Below are 21,611 nucleotides of genomic sequence, written 5' to 3'. Positions count from 1 at the left end.
GAAAATTCTCGTATTGCGGTGTGCCGGGTTAGTAATATATATAGGTATATACAAATGCACGGTTACACATAACCTTATAAAAAGACGTAGCGAATAAGGTGCCCCGTCCCGAATGGACAGCGCGCCCAGACCGCGAAGGCTTGAAACACCACCAGACTGCAGGAATCACAGATGCACACACTCACCATTCAGCCCGGCCAGATGACACTTGCCCAACTTCGTGCCGTGGCACTATCGCCCGTCGAGCTGGCCCTGGATCCATCCAGCCACGAAGCGATCCATGCAAGCGCGGCAGCCGTGTCGCGGGTTATCCAGCAGGGACGTGTGGTCTACGGTATCAACACCGGCTTTGGTCTGCTGGCCAATACCCGTATCGCACCTGAAGATCTCGAGCTGCTGCAGCGCAGTATCGTGCTGTCCCACGCGGCGGGCATTGGTGCCCTGATGTCCGAAGCCACTGTGCGTCTGATGATGACCTTGAAGATCAACTCTCTGGCCCGCGGTTATTCCGGTATCCGGCTGGAAGTTATCGAAGCGCTGATCCAGCTGGTCAACGCCCAGGTGTATCCCTGCGTGCCACAGAAGGGTTCGGTGGGTGCGTCCGGCGATCTGGCGCCACTGGCCCACATGAGCACGGTACTGCTGGGTGAAGGCGAAGTGCTCTATCGCGGCGAGCGCATGTCGGGTGCCGAAGGCCTGCGCATTGCCGGCCTCGAACCTATTACCCTGGCGCCCAAGGAAGGTCTTGCGCTGCTCAATGGCACCCAGGCGTCCACCGCCTTTGCCCTTGAAGGCCTGTTTGCCGCCGAGGATCTTTTCGCCGCGGGCGTGGTGGCTGGTGCGTCCTCGGTTGAGGCTGCCCTTGGCAGCCGTCGTCCGTTTGATGCCCGCGTGCACCAAGTGCGGGGTCAGCAAGGCCAGATTGAAGCGGCCCGGGCCTATCGGCATTTGCTGGGCGAGGCATCACAGCTGGGTGACTCCCACCAGGGGTGTGAAAAGGTGCAAGACCCCTATTCCCTGCGCTGTCAGCCCCAGGTCATGGGCGCCTGTCTGCAGCAGATCCGTCAGGCGGCCGAGGTGCTGCTGGTGGAGTCTAATGCCGTGTCGGATAACCCGCTGGTATTTACCGAAACCGATGAGTTTATCTCCGCCGGCAACTTCCACGCTGAGCCTGTCGCCATGGCGGCCGATAATCTGGCGCTGGCACTGGCCGAAATTGGCTCACTGTCGGAGCGACGCATGGCGCTGCTGATCGATTCGAGCCTGAGCAAGCTGCCGCCCTTCCTGGTGGACAACGGCGGCGTCAATTCGGGCTTCATGATCGCTCAGGTCACCGGTGCCGCCCTGGCCTCGGAGAACAAGTCACTGGCACATCCTGCCAGCGTCGACAGCCTGCCGACGTCTGCCAATCAGGAGGACCATGTGTCCATGGCAACCTTTGCGGCACGGCGCTTGCGCTACATGGCAGAAAACACCTCCGGTATCCTGGCGGTAGAGTTTCTCGCGGCCTGTCAGGGGCTGGATTTCCGGGCGCCGCTTAAGGCGGCCGAGCTGATTGAAGCGGCCAAGGCGGAGCTGCGTACCCTAGTGCCTTTCTATGACAAGGATCGCTACTTCGCACCCGACATAGAAAATGCACAACAGCTTATCCGCAGCGGCAGCCTGAACGCCTACATGCCGCCGGCGCTGTTACCGAGCGTCTGATATTCGGACGCAGTTACCTTCGATTTTTACGGTTTCAGGCATTGCATGGGGTGCGCTGTCCCGGCATCCTTGCGCGCTTTGGATGGGTGCCGACTGGGCACCTGTCCCTGAGTAGGAGGCTGTCCGACAACACTCAACCTACTGCGAACCATCTGAGTTTGGCTGTTTTTTGTGCTGTTTTGCGTTAAATAGAACCACTATTCGCCTTAAAACACCGCAAAAACCAGCTCAAACCATTCGGCTCTCGCTACGGTCAGCATTCTCGGACAGTCTCCTCGGCACAATCGAAGGCAGAGGCATCCCATGTTCTTTTACCAAACCCCCGTGACACCATAACAATAATGAGGATTCTACCTTGAACCATGAGCTTTCCTGCGTTGCGGCATCCGACCGTGGCGTATCGCGGCTGGTCGTCGCGCTCTTTGCAACGATTGCGGCCTTTCTGGTTTACCGCACTTTTGACCCTGTCGGCTTTGGCATGAACGCGGTACTGGTCAGCGTATTCTCGATGTTGCTGCTGAGCCTGGCGCGCATCAATGTGGTTATTTCCCTGATTACCGCCTCCCTGCTGGGTGGGGTGATCGGTGGTCTGTCGATCGAGCAGACGGTGAGCTCGTTCAATGGCGGCCTTGGCGGTGGTGCCCAGATCGCACTGAGTTATGCCCTGCTCGGAGCCTTCGCGGTGGCTATCTCCAAATCGGGCATTCCCCATATGCTGGCCCAGTGCATTGCGACTTTGCTTGGCCAAAGTGGCAGCGCGCGCCGTATCGGTCAGATCCGTTACGGTCTGATCGGCGTGATTATGCTGGTTTCGGTTTCGTCGCAGAATCTCATTCCGATTCATATTGCCTTTATTCCGCTGCTGATTCCGCCGCTGCTGTTCGTTATGTCACGGCTGCGCATGGATAGGCGCCTGGTGGCCTGCGTGCTGACCTTTGGTCTGGTCACGCCCTATATGCTGTTACCGGTTGGATTTGGCTCGATCTTTCTCAACGATATCCTGTTGGCAAACATCAGCAAGAGTGGCCTCGATGTCTCCGGCATAGACCCATTCCGAGCGATGCTGATTCCGGCTCTTGGCATGATTACCGGTCTGCTGATTGCGGTCTTTATCAGCTACCGCGGCAAACGCGATTATGATGAGGCGCTGATTGCGCGGGTTGAAAGCCGCACCGTGAGCTATTGCGGCCGTACCCTGCTGGTGGCGCTGGGCGCTATCCTGGGGGCCTTTGTTGTCCAGCTCTGGACCGACTCGATGATACTCGGCGGCCTGATCGGCTTCCTGATTTTCTCGCTCTCGGGCGTCTTGAAATGGAGCGAAGGTGACGATGCCTTTACCGAGGGCATGAAGATGCTGGCCATGGTGGGCTTTATCATGATCGCTGCCAGCGGCTTTGCTCAGGTGCTGCGAGACACCGGACATATCGCCTCCCTGGTGAGCGCCTCTGCTGATCTGGTGGGTGATAACCGTGGGCTGGCGGCGCTGGCGATGCTGCTGGTTGGGCTGGTGATTACGCTGGGTATCGGTTCGTCATTCTCGACCATCCCGATTATAGCGGCTATCTATGTTCCCCTGGCGATGGAGCTGGGCTTCTCTGCCATGGCCATTGTTGCCCTGGTGGGGACTGCGGCGGCGCTGGGTGATGCGGGTTCGCCGGCATCGGATTCGACACTCGGCCCAACGGCCGGCTTGAATGTGGATGGTCAGCATAACCATATCTGGGACACGGTGGTGCCTACCTTTCTACATTACAACCTGCCGCTGCTGCTGTTCGGATGGGCGGCCGCCAGTATTCTCTAGTCTCAATGTCTTGTGAATCTAACTGTGCAATGGATCACCCCCGGTTCCCCTATGGGCTCTCGGGGGCGGTCTCGGTATCGGCGGTGTTTCACGTGAAACACTCTGTGGGGCCAGGCGGCGGGCTCAGCCAGAGGGAGTGGTCGGGCGCAGTTTTTGCCACAGTCGCTGCACTGGGGGTATGGCCAGAACGGCGATGGCGCCTGCCAGTATTCCAACGAGCCCGTTGATCAGCGGCTCAGTGATAAACTCCCAGAACGCGCCTGCCGGCAATGCGGCGGCGGCTTCAACTAACGGGTGAACCAGCTCGCCTGCCCCCGGCAATCCATGCAGCAGAATGCCGCCGCCGACCAGGAACATGGCGGCCGTTCCGACGATAGACAGTGTTTTCATCAGTATCGGTGCAAAGCGCAACAGTGCGGAACCGAACGCGCGGCTCAGGCTTCGTGCCGGGTCTTCCCGGTGGCGTTGCAGCAGGTAAAGGCCGGCGTCATCCAGCTTGACGATAGCGCCAACCAGGCTGTACACCACTATGGTCATGCCGAAGGCGATCAGGCTGACGACGACGACCTGGGTGATAAAGCTTGCATCACTGACGATGCCCAGCGCAATAACGATAATCTCGGCGGACATCACAAAGTCGGTGCGGATTGCACCCTGTATCTTATCCTTCTCATAGGCCACCAGGTCGACCTTGGGATCACTCAGTGCCTTGATCTTTTCAAGGTGCTGGCTGGCCTTCTCCTCCTTGCTATGCAAAAAAACCTGGGCAATTTTTTCAAAGCCCTCGAAACACAGATAGGTGCCGCCGATCATCAGCATGGGGATTATGAGCCAGGGGGCGATGACGCTGATAAGCAGAGCACCGGGCACCAGGATCAGCTTGTTCTTGAATGAGCCTTTGGCCACAGCCCAGACCACCGGCAGCTCCCGTTCCGCCCGTACGCCTGTCACCTGCTCTGCGTTGAGGGCGAGGTCGTCGCCCAGTACGCCAGCGGTTTTCTTTGCCGCCACCTTGGACAGAATGGTGATGTCATCGAGTACGGTGGCGATATCGTCTAGCAAGGCGAGAAGGCTGGTGCCGGCCATAATCTGAGTGTTCCTGTGGGTGAATGCCTGAGGTCTGGCAGGCGTTGCAGACTTTACGACGCCATCCTGTTTGGCTCGTCCAAGCTTATACCATTAAGCGCACGACGACTGTGGCTGCAGCCTCAACTATGCTGGCGTGACGTCGTCTTTTCTATTGTCGCTAGCGGTGGCCTTGAGGTGCCGGTCTATGGTGTCCCTGAAGGCGCTGATGCTGGGCAGCGTCGAATCCTTGCGCCAGATCAGCCAGGTGGTCGCCCGGCTGATGTCAGCCCCCGGATCCTCGGTGGCCAGCTCCTCGAACTGGGGATGCAGCGCCAGTACCGCACGGGGTACGAGCGCGATGCCCATGCCCGCCAGGACACAGGCGAGCATGGTGTGATGGCTGGGTATTTCGATGGTTCGATCGGGCCTGCGGTTGCCGCCATCGAGCCAGCGCTGAATCCGGTTGCGGTATGAGCAGCCCTGGGTAAAGGTGACAACCGACAGTGGTGCTGGCAGCTCGGCAACACCGCAGCTTTGGCTGAGTGCCGCAGGCTTGACGATCAGCAGCTGCTCCTCAAAACAGGGATTCATGCAGAGGCGATCATCCCGCACCGGGTCGGCTGCCAGTGCGACATCCAGTTCCCCTTCCAGTACCAGCTCGACCAGTGTGCCTGAGGCGCCGGTTCTGAGTTCTATATCGACCTCGGAAAACTCGCGGTGATAGGCGCTCAGTATGGGCGGCAGGTGGGCGGCGGAGGTGCTTTCCATTGAGCCGATGCGCAGGGTGCCGCTGGGCGCGGGGTCGGTCAGATCGTCTATGGCCTGCTGCCTGAGCCGAAGCATTTGCTCGGCATAGACCAGCAGGCGTTTGCCGGCCGGCGTAATCTTGAGGCGATTTTTCTCGCGCAGAAACAGCGGTTGCTGCAGCGCCTGTTCCAGTTTCTGGATGCGGGCTGTCACATTGGAGGGCACGCGGTGGAGTTGTTCCGCCGCTCGGGAGATACCTCCGCTATCGACAACAGTCTTGAAGACCTGCAGGTCTGAAATATCCATCATCAGTGTCTTCTCCGTATGTTGTCATTAAATATGATAGTAGCGTTCTTTATTATTCAGTATTTGTGAAAATCATCAAGGCGTAGACTCACCTCTATTGAATACGAGTTACAGGGGTTTGAAGTGATGGCGCACAGGATAGACAGTACCAACAGCAACGCCGGAACCACTCGGGGGCTGCTTTATGCGCTGGGCGCCGTGCTGATCTGGAGTGGCTTTATTCTGGTATCCAGGGCTGGTGCGCTGGCATCGCTGGCGATGACCGACATGCTGGCTGTGCGCTTTGGAACCGCGCTGGTGTTGCTGGCGCCGCTGGTCTGGATAAAGCGCAGGGCTCTGTTCAATGGGCGCATTCTGGTGCTGGGACTGATCGGTGGTCTGGGCTACGGCGCATTCGTCTATGCAGGCTTTGAGCGGGCGCCGGCCACCCATGCCGCCCTGCTGTTGCCGGGGCTGATGCCGGTCATGATTGCCCTGATGGCGTATCTGTTTGCGGCCGAGAGAAAGCCTGGGATGGTCTGGCTGGGTATTGCTGTCAGCAGTCTGGGCATCGGAGTCTTGCTGCTCAACACCCTGCTGGAGTCGACACGCTTCTGGTTGGGCGATCTGTGCTTTGTGCTGGCCTGCTTTTTCTGGGCGATCTATACGGTGCTGCTGCGAGCCTGGAAGGTGCCGGCCTGGACCGCAACGGTTGGCGTGGTGATGGTGGCGGGCGGGCTCTATCTGCCCCTTTACCTTGGCCTGTTCTACCAGGGCTTCAGTGAGCAAAGTTGGGCGCTGATTCTCGGTCAGGGTTTCTATCAGGGCGTGCTGGCGACCATCGTGCAGATGCTGCTGTATGTGCGTGCCGTGCAATTGCTCGGTGCCACCCGCATGGGGGCACTGATGGCGCTGGTACCGGTGCTGGCGGGCGGGCTTGCCGTGCCGCTGTTCGGCGAAGCGCTCTCGCCGATACTGATGCTCAGTATTGGGCTGGTGATACTGGGGTCGGTGGTTGGCAACCTGCCACAGGGCTGGGTGACCTTGCCAGGGTGGTGCCGGTTGCTAAGGTTTGGTGTCCAGGCTGGATAGGTGTTACGCAAGCCAGCTTCCCGTTCCCCAAGCCGAGGCCTTGGGTAGCGGGAGAATAAAGCCGGCACTCTGTGCGCAAGTGATGATCAGGCCTCGATGTTCCACGTGGAACCTTTGTGCTGGCGGACATGTTTTCCAGTGTTCCTGTCCTATGCTCCCTGCCCTTGCACCCCCGTCTGAAGTGGACTCAAGTTACGGCTCCAAAAAGAAAAACCCGCCGAATGGCGGGTTTTGTCTGACCGGTACGGCCGCTGTATTTAGCTGCCGATGACCGAGATATCCGCTACGCCGAGGAAGAGCCCGCGCAGTTGCGACAGCAAGGCCAGACGGTTGTTGCGCACGGCCTCGTCGTCGGCGTTGACCATCACCTCTTCAAAGAAGCGATCGACAACGCCACGCAGATCAGCCAGTTGCTCCAGCGCCGTCTGATAGTCGCCGCTGTCAAATGCCGGCTGCAGTTCTACCTGCATGACCTGCACGCGAGCGAATAGCTCTTTCTCGGCCGCTTCCTGCAGCAGAGACTCAGAGACAACAGCGTTGCCCTGTGACCCCTGCTTGCTGAGGATGTTGCTGACGCGTTTGTTGCCCGCCGCCAGCGCATCGGCTTCGGGCAGCGTGCGGAAGTGGGCAACGGCGCGTACGCGGCGATCGAAGTCCAGCGGACGGGTCGGCCTGAGCGCGAGCACGGCCAGGAAGGTCTCAACAGCGATATCACGATCTTCGTACCAGGCGCGCAGGCGATCCAGCATGAAGTCCAGTACCCGCTCCTCGAGTCCGTCACGGGCCGGCAGGCTGGCGTGACCGTCTGCGGCGACCTTGAGCAACTCGCTCAGGTCCAGATCCAGCTCCTTCTCTACAATGATGCGCAGTACGCCGACCGTGGCGCGGCGCAGGGCAAAGGGATCCTTGGAGCCGGTTGGCGGCTGATTGATACCGAACAGACCCGTCAGGGTGTCCAGCCGATCGGCGATGGCCACCGCCGCACCTGTAAGGGTTTCTGGCAGCTCGTCGCCGGCGAACCTGGGCATGTACTGTTCGTTCTGCGCCAGCGCTACGTCCACTGGCTCACCGTCGTTGAGCGCATAGTGATAGCCCATAAGCCCCTGCAGTTCCGGGAATTCCAGCACCATCTCGGAGACCAGGTCACACTTGGACAGCAGGGCCGCGCGCTCTGCCCACTCGGGGTTGCTGCCGATACGGCTGGCGATAAAGCCGGCCAGATGTGCGACACGCTTTGTCTTCGCAAGGAGGCTGCCAAGATCCTTCTGAAAGACGATGGACTCGAGCTTGTCGCAACGGGCTGCCAGGGTGGTCTTCTTGTCGGTCTCAAAGAAGAAGGCGGCATCGGCCAGGCGTGGTCGAATGACCTTCTCGTTGCCCTGGATGATCTGCTGCGGCTCTGTCGATTCGATATTGGCCACGGTAATGAAGTACGGCATCAGCTGCCCGTCAGCGTCCAGCAGATGGAAGTACTTCTGGTTGTCCGCCATGCTCGAAATCAGCGCCTGGGACGGCACCGCCAGAAAGCGCTCCTCAAAGCGGCCGGTCAGCGCCACGGGCCACTCGTTGAGGGCCGTGACTTCATCCAGCAGCGCAGGGTCTATCACGACCTGGCCACCGATCTTGGCGGCTTCGCTCAGCAGCTGGGTGCTGATCAGTTCGCGGCGCTTGGCAAAGTCGGCGACAACGTAACCCTGCTCCTGCAGAACCTGCTCGTAATCCGCCGGGGCAATCAGCTCGATATCGTGGTTGTAGTGGAAGCGATGACCACGGGTCTTGCGGCCGGCCTGCAGACCTATGATGCTGCAGTCCAGCACCTCATTACCAAACAGCATGACGACCCATTTCACCGGACGCACAAACTCGGTACGGGACGCACCCCAGCGCATGCGCTTGGGGATCGGCAGCTTGTCGAGCGCCTGCTGGATAATAGCCGGCAGCGCCTCGGTCAGTGGCGTCGCAGCGGATAGCTGGCGAAAGCACATTTTGCCGTCCATCTCGGTCAGCTGATCAACGCTGGTGCCGCACTTGCGGGCAAAGCCTTCCAGTGCCTTGCTGGGGGCGCCGCTGGCGTCGAAGGCGATTCGGGCCGGTGGGCCCTGCACGAAAAATTCGCTGGCCGGTACTTCGGTGCACAGCTGTTCAATCAGCAGCGCGAGGCGACGCGGGGCGGCGAAGGAGCGAAAAACGGTGGGCTTGAGCAGCTCGGCGGCACCCTGCCCCAGTACCGCTTCGAGGCCCTTGCGGATCTCGCTTTCCAGCGCTTCGGAGAGCTTCAGCAGCGCCTTGGGGGGCAGCTCTTCGGTACCCAGTTCAAACAGGAAATCTTGTGTCATCATTTCGACTCCTCGCAGGCGGCGAGTACTTCTGCACGAATATCAGGCGCTGCCAGCGGGAAACCCAGCGCCTTGCGGGTGTTGAAATAGGCCGCGGCTACGTCACGGGCCAGGGTCCGCACACGCAGGATGTAGCGCTGACGTTCGGTAACAGACACCGCGTGGCGGGCATCCAGCAGGTTGAACGTATGGGATGCCTTGAGTACCTGCTCGTAGGCCGGCAGTGGCAGCGGTGTTTCCAGCGCCAGCAACTTGTTGCATTCGCGTTCGTGGAAATCGAAGTTGCCGAACAGGGTATCAACGTCGGCGTGTTCGAAGTTGTAGGTCGACTGCTCGACTTCGTTCTGGTGGTAGACGTCGCCGTAGGTCACAACGCTGCCGTCGGGATGACGCGCCCAGATCAGGTCGTAGACGCTGTCGACCTCCTGCAGGTACATGGCGATGCGCTCGAGACCGTAGGTGATCTCGCCGGTGACCGGATAGCACTCCAGACCGCCGGCCTGCTGGAAGTAGGTGAACTGTGTCACTTCCATGCCGTTAAGCCAGACTTCCCAGCCCAGACCCCAGGCGCCGAGGGTGGGTGATTCCCAGTTGTCTTCAACAAAGCGCACGTCGTGCACATTGAGATCCAGCCCCATGCGTTTCAGCGAGCCCAGGTACAGCTCCTGCAGATTGTCCGGTGACGGCTTGATGACGACCTGGAACTGGTAGTAATGCTGCAGGCGGTTGGGGTTTTCGCCATAGCGGCCGTCAGTTGGACGACGGCTGGGCTGCACGTAAGCGGAGCGCCAGGACTCAGGGCCGATGGCGCGCAGGAAGGTCGCCGGATGGAAGGTGCCTGCACCAACTTCCATATCCAGCGGCTGAATAATTACGCAGCCCTGCTCTGCCCAGTATTGCTGCAGAGCCAGGATCAAACCCTGGAAGGTGCTGACGTCTGAGGTCACCTTTTCGGTCACGGAGATCACCATCTTTAATAGTCGGTTGGCCAAAATTAGAGCGAAATTATACACGAAAAGCGCCGCGTCCGAGGGCTGCGGTCTCAGAGTGATTGGGAAAATGCCAGGCTGCAGCCAAAACCGATGAACACCGTCGTCGCTGCCGCAGGCTGCGTGATATTCGATATACTGTGCGACTCCGGAAACAACGCTTGGGATGGGCATTGCATTGGACAAAGCAAGAGCTGTTTTAGCCATACTGGTGCTGGGCGTGCTGGCACTGCTGCCGCTTAAATGGGCCCAGTCTCTGGGGGCCTGGTTTGGTCGCCGGCAACTGCACAAGCCGAACAGCAAGCTGGCCGGCAATACGCGGCGCAACATTGAACTTTGCTTCCCTGAACTCGATGCCCAGGCCCAGGAAAAACTGATCGCTGCCAGCCTGGCCGAAACCGGTCGATCCCTGGCCGAGATGGGCATGTCCTGGCTCTGGTCGCCGCAACGCAGCCTGAAGAATATTCGTTCGGTTGAAGGCGAAGAACTGATTACCGAGACCCTGGCCGCGGGCCGCGGCATCATTCTGATTGCACCGCACCTGGGTAACTGGGAAGTACTGAACCTGTACCTGTCCAAGCGCTACCCATTCACGGCGATGTACAAGCCGCCGCGCCTGAAACTGATGGATGATCTGGTCAAGCGCATGCGCGCGCGCTTGGGCACGCGCATGGCGCCGGCCAATGCCTCAGGCGTACGTATGGTGATGAAGGCGCTCAAGCGGACCGAAATGGTGGGCATTTTGCCGGATCAGGAGCCGGACGAGCAGAGCGGAGTCTTTGCACCTTTCTTCGGTATTGACGCGCTCACCATGAAATTACTGCCGCAGCTGGCACGGCAGACGAAAGCCAGGGTTATCTGTGGCTACGCCGAGCGACTGCCCAATGGCGAGGGGTTCAGGGTGTATTTTCGCGAAGCCGAGGCCGGGCTGGACAATCCGGATCTGGAGCAGGCTGCCGCTGCGATGAACCGCTCGGTGGAGGCCTGTGTGCGGGCCCTGCCGAGCCAGTATCAGTGGGAATACCGTCGCTTCAGTCGCCGCCCTGAAGGGCAGCCGCGACGTTACGGATAGGGGCTTAGGGGTTGCCGTATTGCGCTGCGGCTCTGACTCGCATGTGTTTGGAATAACAGGGGCCTGGCGGCCCCTGTGGTGTTTTAGCGGCGCCAGAAGATGGGGGTAAAGAGTACCAGCAGTGTGAAGACCTCAAGGCGCCCGAGCAGCATGGCAAAGCAGAGTATCCACTTGGCGGTGTCGTTGAGGCTGCCAAAGTGTACCGATACATCCCCCAGGCCCGGGCCCAGGTTGTTCAGCGTGGCCCCCACCGCCGACCAGGCCGTGACCTGGTCAAGCCCGGTGCCCAGCAGCGCCAGAAGCATCAGTACAAATACCAGCATATAGACCGAAAAGAATCCCCAGACCGCTTCCAGCACCCGGTCAGAAATGGGCCTGTTGCCCACCTTGACCGAGATGATAGCGCTGGGGTGTACCAGGCGCTGGATCTCGCGGTAGCCCTGTTTGAGAATCAGCAGGATGCGGATGACCTTCATGCCGCCGCCGGTAGACGCCGCGCAGCCGCCGGCGAAGGCGGTAACGAACAGCATGAACGGCAGCATGACCGGCCAGTTGGCGAAGTCTGCGGTGGAGAAACCGGTGGTCGTGGCGATGGACACAACCATGAAGACCGCCCGGCGCAGGGCTTCGTTAACCGCGTAGGTTTGCGTCAGCGCCAGCACCATAAAGGTGATCAGGGCGGTACCGCCAAGCAGCGTCAGGTAAAAGCGAAATTCCGGATCCTGGAAGTAGTGACTGATCGAGCGCTGGCGCCAGGCGAAATAGTGCAGGCCGAAATTGACCCCGGACACGAGCATGAAAAAGATCGCGATGCCTTCGATCACCGGGCTGTCGAAGTAGCCAATGCTGGCGTCATGGGTCGAGAAGCCGCCGATGGCGACAGTCGAGAAACTGTGGGCAATGGCATCGAAGGGGGTCATGCCGGCTAGCCAGTAACCCAGTGCGCAGGCTATCGTCAGCGACAGATAGATGTACCAGAGTGCCTTGGCGGTTTCGGTGATACGCGGGGTGAGTTTCGAGTCTTTCACAGGCCCGGGCGTTTCCGCCCGGTATAGCTGCATGCCACCGATACCCAGCATCGGCAGTATCGCCACGGCCAGCACTATGATCCCCATGCCGCCCAGCCATTGCAGCTGCTGGCGATAAAACAGGATGGACGGCGGCAGCCAGTCGATGCCCGTCATCACGGTGGCGCCAGTGGTGGTAAGCCCCGAGACGGACTCGAATACCGCATCCACAACGCGTAAGTGCGGATAGTCCGCCAGCATCAGCGGCACGGCCCCGAACAGCCCCAGTACGGTCCAGAACAGCACCGTAATCAGGAAGCCGTCGCGGGTACGCAAATCCTCCCGCACGCGGTACACCGGCAGCCAGAGAAAGAAACCGGTGAGCAGCGTAATGGCAAAGCCTGCAACGAAGGACTGGTGTGCCCCATCCTCGTAGATAAAGGACACCAGTAGCGCAGGCAGCATGGTAATGCTGAATATCATCAGCAGGATGCCGAGAATTTTTAGAATGACTCTATAGCGCATGGGGTGCTTGCCGCTCAGAAAAAGGCGAGACCAACCTGGAACAAACGCTCGACGTCGCGGATGCGGCGCTTGTCTACCAGGAACAGGATGACGTGGTCGCCATTCTCGATCACGACATCATCGTGGGCGATCAGTACCTCGTCGTTACGGATGATGGCGCCGATGGTGGTGCCGGGTGGCAGATCGATGTCCTCGATCGCCCGCCCCACCACCTTGGAGCTGCGTCTGTCGCCGTGGGCAACCGCTTCCAGGGCTTCAGCGGCGCCACGGCGCAGCGAGTGCACGGCGGCCACATCGCCACGACGCACGTGGGTCAGTAGCGCGCTGATGGTGGTCTGCTGGGGCGAAATGGCGATGTCGATCACGCCGCCCTGCACCAGGTCGACATAGGCGGGGTTGTTGATCAGCGTCATCACGGTGCGGGCTCCGAGCCGCTTGGCCAGCATTGAGGCCATGATATTGGCTTCGTCATCGTTGGTCAGTGCCAGGAAAACATCGGTGTCTTCTATGTTTTCCTCAATCAGCAGATCGCGATCCGAGGCGCTGCCGTGCAGGACGATGGTGTTCTCGAGGGTCTTTGCCAGGGTGTTGCAGCGCTGGATGCCCCGCTCGATGATTTTGACCTGGAACTGGTTTTCGATATTGGCGGCCAGGCGGGCGCCTATATTGCCGCCGCCGGCGATTATCAGTCGCTTGTAGGGATTGTCGAGCCGGCGCAGTTCGCTCATTACGGCGCGGATGTCACGCCTGGCGGCGATGAAGAATACCTCGTCGTCGGCCTCGATCACCGTATTGCCCTGGGGGATGATCGGCCTGTCCTGGCGGAAAATCGCGGCCACGCGGGTGTCCACGGCGGGCATGTGAGTACGCAGATAGGATATTTCGCGCCCGACCAGTGGGCCGCCGTAATAGGCCTTTACTGCCACCAGCTGGGCCTGCCCTTCGGCAAAGTCCAGTACCTGCAGTGCGCCCGGCTGCTGAATAAGGCGCTGGATATGCTGGGTTACCAGCTGTTCCGGGCTGATCAGAACATCCACCGGGATGGCCTGATTCTTGAAAATCTCCCCTTCCTTGCGCAGGTAGTCGTGTTCACGCACGCGGGCAATCTTGGTCGGGGTATTGAACAGGGTGTGTGCCAGCTGGCAGGCGATCATGTTGACTTCGTCACTGTTGGTGACGGCAATCAGCATGTCCGCATCCCGGGCCCCGGCGCGCTCCAGCACGCTGGGGTAGGAGGCCTTGCCTTCGATGGTACGAATATCAAGCCGATCCTGCAGTTCGCGCAGGCGCGCGCTGTCGGTATCGACAATGGTGATATCGTTGGCTTCAATGGCAAGGTTTTCTGCCAGGGTGCCGCCGACCTGGCCGGCTCCCAGTAGGATGATTTTCATAGGTCAGCGGGGCCTGCCCTGATCAGTTGGCGGGTTTTTCAAGTACAGCGTAGTAAAAACCATCGTGCCCATCCTGTTGCGGGAACAGCTGTCGTCCCAGTGGCCGTGCATGGCCCCAGTCCGCTTCGATGGGCAGGTGGAGGGCATCCGGCTGCGCCTTGATGAAGCGGGCGAGCAGACGCTCGTTTTCCTGCGGGAACACAGAACAGGTGGCGTACAGCAGTTTGCCGCCCGGGCTAAGCATGTGCCAGCAGTTGCGCAGAATGCTCAGCTGCAGATCCGCAAGGCGCTTCAGGTCTTCGTTGCGGCGCAGGTACTTGATGTCCGGGTGGCGCCGGATTACACCGGTGGCACTGCAGGGAGCATCAATCAGGATGCGGTCATAGCTCTGCCCGTCCCACCATTTTTCGCTGGACGCATCGCCCAGAGTGACGGTGCAGTTCAGCTTGAGACGCTGCAGGTTCTGCTGAATGCGCTCGGCACGGCGTGAGTCGAGCTCGACGGCTTCCACGCTACCCAGGCCGGGTTCATGCTCCAGCAGGTGGCACAGTTTGCCGCCGGGTGCGGCGCAGGCATCCAGTACCCGCTGGCCGGGCTTGAGGTCGAGCAAGGGGGCTGACAGCTGGGCTGCTTCGTCCTGCACGCTGACCAGGCCTTCAGCAAAGCCCGGCAGTTCGGTGACATCACAGGCCTGGTTGAGATATATGGCGGTTTCGGCAAAGGCGCCTGGGGTGGCCTCGATGCCGGCGATGTAGAGCTGTTCGAGATAGGCTTCGCGCGTACTGAGCCTGGTATTGAGGCGCAATGTCATGGGTGCGGGCTGGTCGTTGGCCAGCATGATCTGGGGCCAGTGGTCAGGCCAGTTCTGCTGCAGCTTGCCAATCATCCAGTCAGGATGGTTGTACTGCAGGCGCGGGTTGTCGCCGAGGGTTTCCATAATGCTGTCACGCTCGCGCTGGAAGCGACGCAACACGGCGTTGACCAGCCCGCGAGCCCAGTTCTTGTTCAGATCTTCGGTCGCATCGACGGTTTCGCTGATAGCGGCGTGGTCGGCAATGCGGGTCTGATCGAGCTGGTAAAGCCCCAGCAGAACCAGTGCCTGCAGATCTGCGTCCTTGTCGCGAAACGGCTTTTGCAGCAAGTGTTCGGCGATCAGGGCGAGTCTGGGCTCGAAACGCATGGTGCCGTAGCAGAGTTGTTGCAGCAGCGCGCGATCCCGCGGCACGCAGGTATAGAGTGAGGTCGGAAGCGTTGCACTGAGGGAGCCGCGGTGCTGCAGCAGGGGGGCCAGTGTCTGGGCGGCCAGTGTTCTAAGGTTCATGCGGCTCCAAGCCTCGTGCCCAGGCGGAAGGTCTCACGCCTGGAATTCATAATGTCTGCGCTGCTGAGCGGGGTTCCGCCGGGCAATTGCAGTCGTGTAATGCGAAGGGTTCCCTGTCCGCAGGCGATGCAAATGCCGTCCTTGTCTGCCGCGATCACAGTGCCGGGCAAGGCGTCACTGATGCCGCTCTGGGTATTGTTCTGCACGCTGGCGGCCCAGATGCGCAGGGTCGTGCCCTCAAGCTGGGTGAAAGCGACCGGCCAGGGCGACAGACCGCGAACCTGGCGTTCGAGATAGTCGGCGCTTTGCTGCCAGTCGATGTTGCCTTCCTGCTTTTCGAGCTTGTGGGCATAGCAGGCCAGATCGTTGTCCTGCACATCCCTGCTGATACTGCCATCCTCTATTGCCGCGAGGCTTTGCGTCAGGGTGCTGGCGCCCAGCGCCGCCAGGCGATCATGCAGTGCGCCGCTGTTGTCGTCGGGCAGGATCGGACACTGTGTCTTGAGCAACATATCGCCGGTATCGAGGCCCACATCCATCTGCATGATGGTGATGCCGGTCTCGCTGTCACCGGCCAGCAGTGCCCGGTGTATGGGGGCGGCACCGCGCCAGCGCGGCAGCAGCGAAGCGTGCACGTTGATGCAGCCAAGCCGCGGTATCTCCAGCACTACTTTGGGCAACAGCAGACCATAAGCGGCCACAACCATCAGGTCGGGCTTGAGCGCGGCCAGTTCCTGCTGCGCGTCGGCATTCTTGAGCGAAAGCGGCTGGTAAACCTCTATACCCTGCTCCAGCGCCAGCTTCTTGACCGGACTCGGGGTCAGCTTGCGTCCACGTCCCGCAGGACGGTCGGGCTGGGTATAGACGGCGATAACCTTATGGTGGGTTTCAAACAGGGCCTGCAGGCTGGCTGCGGCAAAGTCGGGTGTGCCGGCGAAGACAATTCTCAGCGGCTCGGGCATCAGGGGGCTCCCTTGTGAAAACGATTTGCAGCGGGCCGGGGCCCGCCTGCAAGTCTTGCAAACGCCAGGGTCGGATTAGACGGGCTGGCCTTCTTCCAGGCGGTGTTTCTTTTCCAGCTTGCCGCGAATCCGGGTGCGCTTGAGGGGCGACAGGTAATCGACAAACAGCTTGCCATCAAGGTGATCGATTTCATGCTGGATGCACACGGCCAACAGGTCGCGGGCTTCGAAATCGAGGGCGTTACCATCGCGATCCAGTGCCTTTACGCGGATATGATTGGGCCTTTCGACATTTTCATAGAAACCGGGCACCGACAGGCAGCCTTCCTGCATGCGCTCAAGTTCCTTGTCCAGCACTTCAAAGGTGGGATTGATCAGCACCAGGGGCTCATCGCTCTCTTCGGAAATATCAAGGGTAATGATGCGCTGGTGCACATTGACCTGTGTTGCGGCCAGGCCAATACCCGGTGCGTCGTACATAGTTTCGAACATATCGTCGATCAACTGACGAGTATTCTCAGTAACCGTTTCGACGGATTCTGCTATGGTACGCAGACGCGGGTCCGGAAATTCGAGGATCGGTAGTTTTGCCATGAGGTCCGATAATTACTAGGGTTCAAAGTGAGCCGTGAATGGCGAAATTCAGCTATCAGCCTATTATACTGATATCGCTGCTCATTGCATTGCGCCTTATATTATCGGCCACGCTGGAAAAGCGACGCTTCTGGGGTAGTTCTAACAAGGGATTTGGGTATGAAGAAACTGCTGTGCGGACTGCTCACCTGTCTGCTGCTTCTCACCGTATCGGTGGCTAATGCCGAAGTACGAAAAGACAGAATTCAGCTGCGTGAGGATTATCCAACTGAATATATCGTCGTAAAGGGCGACACACTTTGGGACATTTCCGGTCGCTTTCTGCAACATCCCTGGCAATGGCCAGATGTTTGGGACGTTAACCCGCAGATCTATAACCCGCATCTGATTTATCCCGGCGATATTATCTATCTGAGCTGGGTAAACGGCCAGCCGCGCCTGTCGTTGCGCCAGGGTGGTAACCGACTGAGTCCAAAGGCGCGGGTTTCGCCGCTGGATGATGCGATTCCGGCCATACCCCTGAAAGACATTATCGCCTTCCTGTCTGACCATCTGGTGGCCGACGAGAATCTGCTGAACAATGCGCCCTATGTGGTCGGTGGCCGCAATGATCGGATTCTTGCCGGTGCCGGCGATCGCGTTTATGCCCGCGGTGAGTTGAAGTCCGACGAGAAGCTGCAGGCGCTGTATCGTCCGGCTACCGAATACCGTGATCCGCTGACCGGCGAATTCCTGGGCTATGAAATGCTCAAAATTGCCGATACCGCGATTCCGGCCCAGGAGAAGGACATCATCACGCTGGATCTGCGCAAGACCCGTGAGGAAGTTCGCTTGCTGGACCGTGTGCTGCCCATTGAGGAAAGCCGCATCCAGTCGCTGTTTCAGCCCTCGGCTGTACCTGAAGGCACCGAAGGTCTGATCCTCTCGGTACTGGGGGGGGTGGCCAAGATTGGCCAGTACAATGCCGTTGCCGTCAATGTTGGCGCAAGGGACTCGGTGGAACCGGGTAACGTCATGTCGATCTACCGTACCGGCGAGAATGTACGGGACCCGGTCACCGGTGAGCGCATAGCCCTGCCGGACGAGCGTGCAGGTCTGCTAATGCTGTTCAAGGTCTTTGACAAGGTCAGCTACGGCCTGGTGCTAAATGCCAGCAATGTGATGTCGGTGGGCGACAAGGTCTTCGAACCCTGATCCTGGAATAATCTATGGGCAGCAATCCAAGGGACTGGATTGCTGCAAGCCTCCTGCCCGCCGTTGGTGCCATAGGGCTCAAAAGGCTTGCGGTAGCCGGTATCTCTCCTTCCCAACTCTTCCTGCATGACCCCGAGGCGCTACGTCTTGTCGGAGCCCGCACAGCTACGCTGCGGGCGATGGATTCCCTCGATCACAGCAGCGGCCCCCTGTTCGATCGCCTGGAAAATTGCCTGGCATGGCTCGAAGACGGCGATGCCTGCTGCCTTACACCCGATCATGTTCAATACCCTGCCCTGTTGCTGGAAATTCCGGACCCGCCGCCATTGCTGTTTGTACGCGGTGATGCCGATTGCCTGGCGATGCCGCAGCTGGCACTGGTGGGCAGCCGCCATGCCAGCCGCTCCGGTGTTGCCAATGCCTACAAGTTCAGCGCCGCACTGAGCGAGGCTGGCATGGTTGTAACCAGCGGTCTGGCGCTGGGTATCGATGGCGCCGCACACCAGGGTGCGGTTGATCGCCAGGGCGCCAGTATCGCCGTGTTCGGTACCGGGCTTGATGAGGTCTATCCGCGGCGCCACGCATCCCTTGCGCAGCGCATTCTGGATACCGGGGGCGCCTGGGTGTCCGAATTCCTGCCGGGCAGCCGGCCGCTACCCGGCAACTTCCCCAAACGTAATCGCATTATCAGCGGCCTCTGTGCCGGTGTGCTGGTGATTGAGGCGGCGCCACGCAGTGGCTCCCTGATCACGGCCCGCATGGCGCTGGAACAGGGGCGCGAGGTGTTCGCAATTCCCGGCAGTATTCAGAACCCGGCCGCCCATGGTTGCCATCAGCTCATCCGTGAAGGTGCGGTGCTGGTTGAAACCGTGGCCCATGTACTGGAACCGCTGGCTGCATTGCTGGGCTTCTACGCCGCCCAGAGCAGCAGCCCTGTTCCCGCCCCGGTGCTGCCCGCGGCCGAGGCGCAATTGCTGGAAAAAATGGGGTATGATATCGCCGACATTGACCAGCTGGTGGCCTTGACGGGCCTGCCAACACCGGAATTAATGCCGTTACTGGTTTCTTTGGAATTGAAAGGCGTTATCGAGCCCGTACCGGGGGGTTATCTCCGCTGCTCGGCCGATACCTAAATCGCTCAGGTAAGACTCATGAACAACTGGCACCTGAATCAGGCGCTGCGTGCATTGCGTGGCGGCGGTGTTATCGCCTACCCGACTGAGGCGGTCTGGGGACTGGGATGCGATCCCTTCAACGCCGCCGCCATTGAACGACTGCTCGAACTCAAGCGACGCCCCATGCACAAGGGGCTGATACTGGTGGCCGCCGATATGGGCCAGATAAAACCCTTATTGCAGGGTCTTTCGAATGCCCAGCTGGAGCAGCTAAAGGCCAGCTGGCCGGGGCCCGTGACCTGGCTTATTCCCGACCCCAAAGGCTGGGCGCCCGAGGGCGTTCGCGGGTGCCATGCCAGCGTTGCTGTGCGGGTAAGTGCCCATCCTGTCGTGCGTGCGCTCTGCGCCTCCTATGGCGGGCCCATCGTTTCAACGTCGGCCAACCGCAGTGCGGCGGCGCCTGCACGCTCAAAGCTGAAAGTGAATACCTACTTCGGTGCTGGCCTCGATTACGTGGTGCCTGGATCGCTGGGTGATCTTGGGCGGCCCACACAAATTTGTGACCTCAGCAGTAATCAACTAATCAGAAGGTAAGTATTTACTTACATGGTGACCGGATGAATCAACCCGATATTATGGCGGTAAAGGCTTATTTGCTGGAGCTGCAGGACCTGATCTGCTCAACCCTGGAAATAGCCGACGGGCAGCAGCGCTTTCAGACCGACAAATGGGTGCGCGAAGCCGGCGGTGGCGGCCGTACCCGCGTGCTGGATAACGGCGCGCTGTTTGAAAAGGGGGGTGTCAATTTCTCCCATGTGCATGGTGATCAGCTACCCGCCTCGGCCACGGCCCACCGGCCGGAACTGGCCGGGCGAACCTTTCAGGCGTTGGGCGTGTCGCTGGTGCTGCACCCGCACAACCCCCATGTACCTACATCCCATGCCAATGTGCGCTTCTTCCTGGCCGAAAAGGAAGGTGAAGAACCGGTGTGGTGGTTTGGCGGCGGTTTCGACCTGACGCCCTACTACGGCTATGACGAAGATTGTCAGCACTGGCATCAGGTGGCCAAGAAGGCCTGTGATCCCTTTGGACCCGAGATCTATCCACGCTTCAAGACCTGGTGTGACGACTACTTCTATATCAAGCACCGCAATGAACCGCGGGGCATCGGCGGCCTGTTTTTCGATGATCTGAACGAGCTGGGATTTGACCAGAGCTTTGCGCTGATGCGTTCCATTGGTGATGCCTTCCTGCCAGCCTATGTGCCGATCATTGAGAAACGTCGTGATATCGACTATGGCGAGCAGGAGCGGGATTTCCAGCTGCATCGCCGTGGTCGTTATGTGGAATTCAACCTGGTGTATGACCGTGGCACCTTGTTTGGTCTGCAGTCGGGCGGGCGCACCGAGTCTATCCTGATGTCGCTGCCGCCGGAGGTGCGCTGGGGTTACGACTGGAAGCCGGAGCCCGGCAGTGCCGAAGCCCGCTTGTACGAGCGTTACCTCAAGCCGCACAACTGGCTGGAGATGGCGTGATGGACAGGTACGCGGTTTTTGGCAATCCGATCGCGCACAGCAAGTCGCCGCAGATCCATCGCCGCTTTGCCAGTGAGAACGGTCAGGAGCTGACCTATGATGCTGTGCTCGTACCCGAAGACGGTTTTGCCGTGGCGGTGGAGGATTTCTTCAGCCGCGGCGGCAAGGGCCTGAACATTACGGTGCCGTTCAAGCAGCAGGCCTGGGCGGCGGCGCAATGGCGCAGTCCGGCGGCGGAGCTGGCCGGCGCGGTCAACACGCTGTACCGCGATGCAGAGGGGCGTCTCTGCGGTGACAATACAGACGGTATCGGCATGGTACGCGATATTGTGCAGAACCACGGTGGCAGCGTGCGCAATGCGCGGGTGCTGCTGCTCGGTGCCGGCGGTGCCGTGCGTGGGGTTATACAGCCGCTGCTTGAACAGCAGCCGCAACAGCTGGTGATCGCCAATCGCACGCCGGCCAAGGCGACCGAGCTGGCAGCGCTCTTTGCCGACCTGGGCCCCGTACAGGGCTGTGGCTTTGGCGATCTTGCGGGCCAGTCCTTCGATCTGATCATCAATGGCACCGCCGCCAGCCTGCAGGGTGAAGTCCCCCCCTTGCCCGCGGGCGTTCTGGCGTCGGCGGGCTGGTGCTATGACATGATGTACAGTGCTGACGTCACGGTTTTTGGTCGCTGGGCGCAACAGCAGGGTGCCGCCAAGGTGCTTGATGGCCTGGGCATGCTGGTGGAGCAGGCGGCGGAGTCCTTTCGCATCTGGCGCGGAGTAAAGCCTGAGACCCGGTGTCTGGTCGATACCCTGCGTGATTCCTTAACTGATTGATTAAAAAACGATAAGCAAGGCACGGATGCAGGCCCGCTGCCTTGCAAGC

18 protein-coding genes are annotated in these 21,611 nt (G+C 60.0%); 9 read left to right on the top strand and 9 right to left on the bottom strand.

Annotated elements, in window-relative coordinates; genetic code table 11:
- Window positions 1-171: 171 nt before the first annotated feature.
- Both hutH and MRS74_RS12045 read left to right on the top strand, forming a co-directional pair.
- On the top strand, window positions 172-1,704 hold the full coding sequence (gene hutH, locus MRS74_RS12050; protein WP_254580540.1) for a histidine ammonia-lyase: 1,533 nt from the start codon (window positions 172-174) through the stop codon (window positions 1,702-1,704).
- Between the two features lie 478 nt (window positions 1,705-2,182).
- Window positions 2,183-3,505: a Na+/H+ antiporter family protein gene (locus MRS74_RS12045; RefSeq protein ID WP_254580610.1), complete on the top strand. Its 1,323-nt coding sequence runs from the start codon at window positions 2,183-2,185 to the stop codon at window positions 3,503-3,505.
- Between the two features lie 123 nt (window positions 3,506-3,628).
- Here MRS74_RS12045 and MRS74_RS12040 read toward each other — a convergent pair whose 3' ends face one another.
- A complete protein-coding gene (locus tag MRS74_RS12040) occupies window positions 3,629-4,591 on the bottom strand; it encodes a DUF808 domain-containing protein (RefSeq protein WP_254580539.1) in 963 nt (320 codons plus the stop codon).
- Window positions 4,592-4,717: 126 nt separating this feature from the next.
- Window positions 4,718-5,629: a LysR substrate-binding domain-containing protein gene (locus MRS74_RS12035; RefSeq protein WP_254580538.1), complete on the bottom strand. Its 912-nt coding sequence runs from the start codon at window positions 5,627-5,629 to the stop codon at window positions 4,718-4,720.
- 123 nt (window positions 5,630-5,752) lie between these two features.
- On the opposite strand from MRS74_RS12035, the gene MRS74_RS12030 reads away from it, so the two are divergent.
- Window positions 5,753-6,697 carry a DMT family transporter gene (locus tag MRS74_RS12030; RefSeq protein ID WP_254580537.1) on the top strand — a complete coding sequence of 315 codons (945 nt, stop codon included), beginning with the start codon at window positions 5,753-5,755 and terminating at the stop codon, window positions 6,695-6,697.
- Between the two features lie 257 nt (window positions 6,698-6,954).
- On the opposite strand, the gene glyS is transcribed toward MRS74_RS12030, so the two are convergent.
- A complete protein-coding gene (glyS, locus tag MRS74_RS12025) occupies window positions 6,955-9,036 on the bottom strand; it encodes a glycine--tRNA ligase subunit beta (protein ID WP_254580536.1) in 2,082 nt (693 codons plus the stop codon).
- Entirely contained in the window at window positions 9,033-10,004 is a 972-nt protein-coding gene (gene glyQ, locus MRS74_RS12020; RefSeq protein ID WP_254580535.1) for a glycine--tRNA ligase subunit alpha, read from the bottom strand. Before glyQ ends, glyS begins: the two co-directional genes overlap by 4 nt.
- Before the next feature lie 196 nt (window positions 10,005-10,200).
- Here glyQ and MRS74_RS12015 point away from each other — a divergent pair, with 196 nt between their 5' ends.
- The gene (locus MRS74_RS12015; RefSeq protein ID WP_254580534.1) at window positions 10,201-11,094 is read left to right on the top strand and encodes a lysophospholipid acyltransferase family protein; all 894 of its coding nucleotides are present in this window, start codon (window positions 10,201-10,203) and stop codon (window positions 11,092-11,094) included.
- An 83-nt stretch (window positions 11,095-11,177) separates the two neighbouring features.
- Here MRS74_RS12015 and MRS74_RS12010 read toward each other — a convergent pair whose 3' ends face one another.
- From MRS74_RS12010 to def, 5 genes are all read right to left on the bottom strand, one after another.
- The gene (locus MRS74_RS12010; protein ID WP_254580533.1) at window positions 11,178-12,626 is read right to left on the bottom strand and encodes a TrkH family potassium uptake protein; all 1,449 of its coding nucleotides are present in this window, start codon (window positions 12,624-12,626) and stop codon (window positions 11,178-11,180) included.
- Window positions 12,627-12,640: 14 nt separating this feature from the next.
- On the bottom strand, window positions 12,641-14,017 hold the full coding sequence (gene trkA, locus MRS74_RS12005) for a Trk system potassium transporter TrkA (protein ID WP_254580532.1): 1,377 nt from the start codon (window positions 14,015-14,017) through the stop codon (window positions 12,641-12,643).
- A 22-nt stretch (window positions 14,018-14,039) separates the two neighbouring features.
- A complete protein-coding gene (gene rsmB / locus MRS74_RS12000; protein WP_254580531.1) occupies window positions 14,040-15,338 on the bottom strand; it encodes a 16S rRNA (cytosine(967)-C(5))-methyltransferase RsmB in 1,299 nt (432 codons plus the stop codon).
- Entirely contained in the window at window positions 15,335-16,300 is a 966-nt protein-coding gene (fmt, locus tag MRS74_RS11995) for a methionyl-tRNA formyltransferase (protein WP_254580530.1), read from the bottom strand. Before fmt ends, rsmB begins: the two co-directional genes overlap by 4 nt.
- Window positions 16,301-16,375: 75 nt before the next feature.
- Window positions 16,376-16,894, bottom strand: a complete 519-nt coding sequence (gene def / locus MRS74_RS11990; RefSeq protein ID WP_254580529.1) for a peptide deformylase — start codon at window positions 16,892-16,894, stop codon at window positions 16,376-16,378.
- Window positions 16,895-17,053: 159 nt separating this feature from the next.
- Between def and MRS74_RS11985 the strand changes: the two genes are divergently transcribed.
- Genes MRS74_RS11985 through aroE form a run of 5 tightly spaced genes read left to right on the top strand, consistent with a single transcriptional unit; the run spans window position 17,054 to window position 21,562 of the window.
- The gene (locus MRS74_RS11985) at window positions 17,054-18,088 is read left to right on the top strand and encodes a LysM peptidoglycan-binding domain-containing protein (RefSeq protein ID WP_254580528.1); all 1,035 of its coding nucleotides are present in this window, start codon (window positions 17,054-17,056) and stop codon (window positions 18,086-18,088) included.
- Window positions 18,089-18,102: 14 nt separating this feature from the next.
- The gene (gene dprA, locus MRS74_RS11980; protein ID WP_254580527.1) at window positions 18,103-19,221 is read left to right on the top strand and encodes a DNA-processing protein DprA; all 1,119 of its coding nucleotides are present in this window, start codon (window positions 18,103-18,105) and stop codon (window positions 19,219-19,221) included.
- Between the two features lie 18 nt (window positions 19,222-19,239).
- Complete coding sequence (gene tsaC / locus MRS74_RS11975) at window positions 19,240-19,797, top strand: L-threonylcarbamoyladenylate synthase type 1 TsaC (RefSeq protein WP_254580526.1); 558 nt, start codon at window positions 19,240-19,242, stop codon at window positions 19,795-19,797.
- Between the two features lie 23 nt (window positions 19,798-19,820).
- Window positions 19,821-20,738: an oxygen-dependent coproporphyrinogen oxidase gene (gene hemF / locus MRS74_RS11970; RefSeq protein ID WP_254580525.1), complete on the top strand. Its 918-nt coding sequence runs from the start codon at window positions 19,821-19,823 to the stop codon at window positions 20,736-20,738.
- Window positions 20,738-21,562 carry a shikimate dehydrogenase gene (gene aroE / locus MRS74_RS11965; RefSeq protein ID WP_254580524.1) on the top strand — a complete coding sequence of 275 codons (825 nt, stop codon included), beginning with the start codon at window positions 20,738-20,740 and terminating at the stop codon, window positions 21,560-21,562. The genes hemF and aroE overlap by 1 nt, the downstream gene beginning before the upstream one ends.
- The last annotated feature ends 49 nt before the right edge of the window (window positions 21,563-21,611 follow it).

This window comes from Marinobacterium sedimentorum, from assembly GCF_024267675.1.
In the GTDB taxonomy this organism is placed as follows: domain Bacteria; phylum Pseudomonadota; class Gammaproteobacteria; order Pseudomonadales; family Balneatricaceae; genus Marinobacterium_A; species Marinobacterium_A sedimentorum.
This window is presented reverse-complemented; position numbering and strand designations above follow the sequence as displayed.